Origin of the sequence: uncultured Tessaracoccus sp. (assembly GCF_947255005.1) — a bacterium.
In the GTDB taxonomy this organism is placed as follows: domain Bacteria; phylum Actinomycetota; class Actinomycetes; order Propionibacteriales; family Propionibacteriaceae; genus Arachnia.
Genome location: NZ_CAMYFI010000016.1, coordinates 40406 through 46768, shown reverse-complemented (window position 1 = coordinate 46768; position 6363 = coordinate 40406). Strand labels below are relative to the sequence as shown.

General features: G+C 65.2%; 6 protein-coding genes. 3 read left to right on the top strand and 3 right to left on the bottom strand.

The features are described from left to right. Together Q0X61_RS05465 and Q0X61_RS05460 are read left to right on the top strand one after the other, a co-directional pair. Positions 1-506: M24 family metallopeptidase (locus Q0X61_RS05465; protein WP_297741124.1), on the top strand; the 506-nt coding region annotated here is incomplete at its 5' end. A 165-nt stretch (positions 507-671) separates the two neighbouring features. Next, positions 672-1190 (top strand): general stress protein, encoded by a 519-nt coding sequence (locus Q0X61_RS05460; RefSeq protein ID WP_297741123.1) that lies wholly within the window; start codon positions 672-674, stop codon positions 1188-1190. Between the two features lie 15 nt (positions 1191-1205). On the opposite strand, the gene Q0X61_RS05455 is transcribed toward Q0X61_RS05460, so the two are convergent. Next, positions 1206-1559, bottom strand: a complete 354-nt coding sequence (locus Q0X61_RS05455) for an FKBP-type peptidyl-prolyl cis-trans isomerase (protein WP_297741126.1) — start codon at positions 1557-1559, stop codon at positions 1206-1208. Between the two features lie 277 nt (positions 1560-1836). Here Q0X61_RS05455 and Q0X61_RS05450 point away from each other — a divergent pair, with 277 nt between their 5' ends. Further along, the gene (locus tag Q0X61_RS05450; protein WP_297741121.1) at positions 1837-2682 is read left to right on the top strand and encodes an alpha/beta fold hydrolase; all 846 of its coding nucleotides are present in this window, start codon (positions 1837-1839) and stop codon (positions 2680-2682) included. Between the two features lie 2 nt (positions 2683-2684). Here the strand turns inward: Q0X61_RS05450 and Q0X61_RS05445 are convergent, their stop codons facing one another. After that, positions 2685-5315: a multicopper oxidase domain-containing protein gene (locus Q0X61_RS05445; RefSeq protein WP_297741119.1), complete on the bottom strand. Its 2631-nt coding sequence runs from the start codon at positions 5313-5315 to the stop codon at positions 2685-2687. 161 nt (positions 5316-5476) lie between these two features. Next, a complete protein-coding gene (locus Q0X61_RS05440; protein ID WP_297741117.1) occupies positions 5477-6337 on the bottom strand; it encodes a DUF559 domain-containing protein in 861 nt (286 codons plus the stop codon). Between the last annotated feature and the right edge of the window lie 26 nt (positions 6338-6363).

The following is a 6363-nucleotide window of genomic DNA, read 5'->3' as shown; positions in this document are numbered from 1 at the left end:
CCGTCGGAGGTACGTTCACGCCCGAACAGCGTCGGGTCTACGACGCCGTGCTACGTGCCCAGCAGGCCGGCATCGATGCGTGCGTGGCGGGGCGACCTTGGAAGGACGTACACGCCGCGTCGATCCGGGTGGTGGCAGAGTTTTGTGAGGAGCTGGGCATTCTGCCGGTGAGCGTGGATGAATCGGTGTCCGAAGAGGGCGGGCAGCACCGTCGCTGGATGGTGCACGGCACCTCGCACCACCTCGGGCTCGACGTGCACGACTGCGCGCACGCGTCGCGCGAGGACTACCGCGAGGGCACCCTGCAGCCGGGGATGATCATCACCGTCGAACCGGGCATCTACTTCAAATCCACCGACCTGCTCGTGCCCGAGGAGTATCGCGGCATCGGGGTGCGCATTGAAGACGACGTGCTCATCACCGAAGACGGCCCCGTGGTGCTGAGCGACGCGTTCCCCCGCACCGCGGACGACGTCGAGGCCTGGATCGCGCGCCTGCAGGGCTGATGAGCCGGCCGGCACCACGAGTGCCCACGACAAGAACTGCAAAACTCGACATCAGCGGGAGGCGTCACGCGTAGATCACGCATGAGGCGTCAAACTAGTGTCGAGTTTTGCAGTTTGGCGGTCGACGCGACAGAGCTCTCTATCCACACCGGCTAGCCTGGAGACATGACGGTGAACGGCGGAAGACCCATGCGCGGCAGAATGCAAGAACGTTTTCGGTTGCAATTTCCTCAATCGCTGGGGGAATTCACCCACTACGAGGATGCCCAGGCCGCGGTGGACTTCCTGTCTGACAAGGGTTTCCCCGTCCAGAACGTGCTCATCGTGGGCACCGATCTACGTCTCGTGGAACGTGTCGTCGGGCGCCGTACCTGGGGGCGGGTACTTGGACAAGGCGCATTCTCCGGCATCACCACCGGCATGATCCTCGGCCTACTGCTCATGCTGGTCTTCGGCGGCGACAACCCCCTCCCCCTGCTGACGATGGGTCTGGCACTCGGCATCGTCATGGGCGTGCTCACCGCCGGTCTCGGCTACTCGCTCACTCAGGGCAAACGGGATTTTGATTCGATGAGCCAAACCGTCGCAGGCAAGTACGAGGTGCTCGTGGAGCACAACATGGCTCAGCAGGCGAAAGACACGCTCGCAGAGATGCCCGGCTACCGGGCTCGCCACTTCGACTGAGACGACGCCCGCTTCTTACTTGACGGCGACCAGGTCGCAGACGAAGATCAGCGTCTCATTCGGGCCGATGACGCCCTCCACTCCCTCACTGCCGTACGCCATCTCAGGCGGAATGGTGATGCGACGTCGCCCGCCCACCTTCATGCCTTGTAGGCCCTCATCCCAACCCTGGATAACCATGTTTGCGCCAACCTGGAACTCCAGCGGCTCGCCGCGGCTCCAGGAGGAGTCGAACACCTCACCCGTGCTCCAGGAAGCACCGACGTAATGCACCTCGAGGGTGCTCCCTTTCGTGGCCTCGGCACCGCCTCCCACAATCTCATCGTCAATCTTGAGTTCTGCAGGTGGGTTACCCTCCGGCGCTTCGATAGCGGGCGCTTTCCGGCTGTCGGGCACCTCGGTGGGGGCGCCGTCGGAGGAGGGAGCCTCGGAGGCGTCGCCGGAGGGGGCGTCACCGCCGCAGGCGGCCAGCGTGGTGCCCGCGGCGAGCGCGCTGAGGACGGAGAGCATCGTGCGGCGGCGCATCAGGCAACACCTCGACCGAGCAATACAACCAAGAGCTTCATCATGCGAGAAAGCCTAGTCGGAGGCGCTCGTTTTCCCCACCTCGCGCGCCCGCCAGACCGGGTGCAGGTAAGTTACTGGTATGGAACTGACGTGGCACACCTACAACCCCGAGTCCGACGCTGATCGCCTCCTCATCGTTGCTGGCAGTCTGGGCGGCGACACCGCACACCAGTGGAATCAGGTGGCGGGGCACCTCGCCAAGGACGCCGTCGTGGTGTTCTGTTACTTGCCTGGCCAAGGCATGGGAGCGCCATGGAGCGAAGCTATGGAGCCGACGATGGAGGCCCTAGCTACGGCGCTGGCCGAAACCGTCGAAGACATCATCAAGCACTTCCCGGATAGGGCGACGATCTTCGCCGGGCTCTCCTTGTCTGGCGCGCTCGGCCTCTACCTCGCCCGCGACCACAGCGATCTGCTGGAGGGCGTCGTCGTCGTTGCTTCCGCCGCCACCATCGGCACCCCGGAGACGTGGCTCGAGCGCGCGGAACTCGTCGAACGCGACGGCACCGCCAGCCTTGTCACAAGCACCCAAGATCGCTGGTTCACCCCCGACTTCGTCGCCGAGGAACCCGGCAAGGTAGCTGCCATCATGGAAGGGCTGGCGGCATCCGACGACTACTCCTACGCGCAGCTATGCCGCTGCCTCGCCACCTATGATTTCCGTGGCGACCTCCACAAGCTCTACACCCCGATCATGCTGATCTCTGGCGAGAAGGACGAGTCGCACCCGATTGCCGACCTCGAGCTGGTGCTGGAATCGGCACCCGGAGCGGACATGCGCATCGTGCCCGACGTCGCCCACCAGGTGACCGTCGCCGCGCCAGGTACCGTCGCCGACATCATCCGCGGCTTCTTCCGCCGGCTTCGGCAGCAGCACTGGTCGGTGTACGACATCACCGACGGGGACACCCGCCTGGGGCACTGAGCTCAGTTGGTCACCTCGACGATGCCCCGCGCGCCGCGTTCGGCGTCGAGCATGATGTGGTTCACGAATGTGTAGTGTCCTGCTTCCGGGAAGGTGAGTTCGACGAAACCACCCTGAGCGGCGAGGAGCGGCAACACCTGGGCCCCGCCATCTGTGCCACCGTCCGCGGACTCGCCCCGTCGGATGGTGTAGTGCCCTTCCGTCCACACGGTATCGAATTGTCCTCCCACAACGTGGAATGACAGCGCCCGGTTGGGGCCCGCGTCGAGCAGCCAGAATCGCACGCGCTCGCCTGCTCGTACTTGCAGCGGGTGGTGCACGTATTGATCGGCAACGCCGTTGAACACGACACGGTCGGGCTTCTCCGCAGCCAACTTGTCGGCGTCGATTTCCGTCGCGTCGTCCGCGGAGCGCGCAGCGTTGCCGAGGTACAGCTCGGACTGCACCATGACGTACTCGTGATCCACAGGGTCGAGATCGTCTGGCTCGATCACCACCGCCCCGTGCATCCCCGCCGCGATGTGCGTACTCATGGGCATGGTGGAGCAGTGGTACATCCAGATACCCGCGCGCTCAGCGGTGAACCGATACACCAGACGTTCGCCCGGCTGGATGGTGCGCATCGGCTCGTCGGGGGCGAGCACGCCGGCGTGGAAATCGATGGAATGGCCCATCGACCCTTCGTTCACCAGCGTGATTTCGAACTCGTCGCCCACCTTGCCGTGCAGCGTCGGTCCCACGGAAGCTCCGTTGAAGGTCCAGCGGGTCTGCCACAGCCCCGGCGCCACTTCGAGCGGCACCTCGGTGACGGTGAATGTGGCGCGATGCACCCGTTCATCAGGGCGGGGCGGGAGCTTCGGATCCACCGCCGAGGGCAGCGTCGCCCCCGCGACGGGCGGCACCGCCGTCGAGGCTGTGACGGTGTGATCTGGCTGCCCGTCGGTGTCGACCCCGGTGGCGACCACGTCGAAGGTCATCCCCATCTGCTTGTGCCCGGCGACGGTGCAGTAGCCCTGGATGTCGGCTCCGATCACGCCAGCATCCACCTCCGCTTCCTCGCCGGGCGCGAGCCTGCCGGAATGCGCTCCGCCTATCCTGAGGTCGTGCGCGTCATCGCCCGTGTTGCGCAGATGCACGACGAGACGATTTCCCACCGGCACCTCCACCCGACTAGGCACGAAGTGCATACCCTCGACGGTCACCTCCACCCGCGTGGTTTCCCCCGTCGCGACGACGCTCTCCCCGCCGCTTTGCCTATGGAACCCGGCGGCGCCTGGGTCCACCGCGATGCCTACCGCCACAGCCAACGCGAGCGTGAGGCCCGCCGCGAGGAGCCCGCGAGCTGTCCACGCCGTCGGCACCTGAGCCGCCGGAACCTCGTCGCCTGCACGCTTGGCGCGGGCGGCGCGCACGCTCGTGTACGCGCCGCGGATCAGGATGGGCAAGGACAGCGCCAACGTGACGACGCCTACCGCGGAACTGGCAACTTTCACCCACGACGGCACCGGCGCCAACCACAGCACGAGCGCGACGTTGGGCACCACGATGCGGAAGGTGGTCCAGCGGTGCAGCACAGATTGTCCGGCGCGCACGACCGAAGGTCCGCCACCAATCACCGAGGGAATGAGGTAGGTGAGCGCGCCAATGAGAATCTGCGCGCCGAAACCAGCGGCAATGACCCCGCCGATCAGGGGAAACCTTGCCGACGCGGCGGCCCACCCGTCGCCGGTTGCGAGCTGCCACGTCACCCAGCACAACGAGACGAAAGCCCAGCACAGCGCCAACCCGACGGACGCCGGAGCAAATTCGCGGATGCCCTTGCGCGCAACCGGTGCCAACAACGCCCGCCCCCACCACATCAAGCCTGCGAGGTAGGCGACGAGTCCAGCCACCGCCAGCTCGCGCACCCCCGCGAGTGAGCCCGTCGCTCCCAGCAACACTGCCCCGACGAGCACAGGAAGCGCCTGCACGGCCAGGCGCGGCGCGCGGTCATCCATACGTGCGCGCACCATGGTCGGCCAAAAGGTTACGAGTGTGCCCGTCACGGTAAGCCCTATCCAGCCACCGACGTTGATCATGATGTGCGCGGTCAGCACTCGCCCAAACCAAGGCTCCGGGATGCCGAACGCGAGGGTCGCCCCGAGCGTGATGCCGACCGGGAACAGGCCTGCAGCCGCGGCGTAGTAGCGGATCACCACCCGAAACCTCGAAGGCAGCGCCCGTTTCACGACGTAAACCAGATGCGCGCAATGCCAGATGATACTTGCGGCCACGAGCGTGGCGCCTACGACGAGCACCCACCACCACGATGCGGGGTACCCAATGAACACGAGCAAGGAACCGGTGGCCAGAAGTGCGATACGCCACGCTTGACTGGCTTTGGCCTGGTTATCCGGGGTATAGCGCAGCAGCGTGTGGGCGAAATGCTCACTCCACACCAACACCGAATGCGACAACGCGCCCAGCAACACCAAGTGGATCATCAGCCAAGTGGCCTGCGGCACCCACACGTGAGTCACGATCACCACGATCAAGGCGAAGAGCCAAGCGAACGCTACCTGGTCGCGCAAACGGCGTCGTCGCGTGCGAGTGGGCTGGGTAGCGTCGTCGAAAGGGGGCTGCCCGGGGTGCATAGATCCTCCATGGAGTTGATCAGATCAATCTTTCCACAGTGGCCATGATGGCCTTAGCGTCCTCGCCCCTCCCTAGCCCACGACTGCAAAACTCGCCATTAGTTGAGCAGCTCACGCTTGGCTCACGCGGGAGAGACTCAACTAATGGCGAGTTTTGCAGTTCATCGCACGGAGCCAGCGTTCAGCATCTGCAGTGCCGCGCGCACCGAGGGCACCAGGTCGTCCATGGTGTCTTTGGTGAACCGCAGTACCGTCCAACCTTGCAACGTGAGTTCGACGTCTTTCCTCCGGTCGTCGACGAAGGCCTCGCGCGACGAATGGTGCGTCCAGGAGTCCAGTTCCACCACGAGCTGAGGCCCCTCGTAGACGATGTCCCCGTAGCGCACCGCGCCATTGGGCAACACGATGCGATAGTTGCCTTTCCACCCGGAAAGGCGCGCACGCCGCAACCTGCGATGGCCATCTCGTTCAAGCTCAGACCACGGCTCATCCCTGGATTCCAGCAAGAGCCTGCGTCGCTCCGTATTGCCGGGCCGATCTCTCATCTGCCCGAGCGCCCAACGCATGGCGGGCAGCGAGGTGGCTCGTCGGCGCAGGACCTCGTCGATGGCTTCGCCGCCCAGTTCGTCGGTGAGCTCCAGCGCGCTCCACGCGGGATGCACCAACCGTACACCTCCGTGCTCGAACACCACGGACGGTTCGACGGTGCCTCGCGTGAGACGGAGCCCAGGCACCTCGCGGGTGGTTCTGCGTCGTGAGATGGCCTGCACAGTGTCTACCGGAAGGTCATCCCACCAACTGAGCTTGGCTGCCGTGGCGCCGGTGAATACGGCGTCAGGGTCCCATAGCCTGACAGCCGCTACGAGGGTAGAAAACGAGCGCTCCACCGAGTAGGTGCCGGGAAGCAGCGGGACGAGCTGCCCCGCTTGCACCGCGTGGCGAATGGGATTATGCAGCTCAGGGTGCTGGCTGCGTGCGATGGCCCCATCCTCAGCGATGAGCCTGCGAAGTTCTGCGTGCATGCCCACACTTCACCGGAATTCTCCGC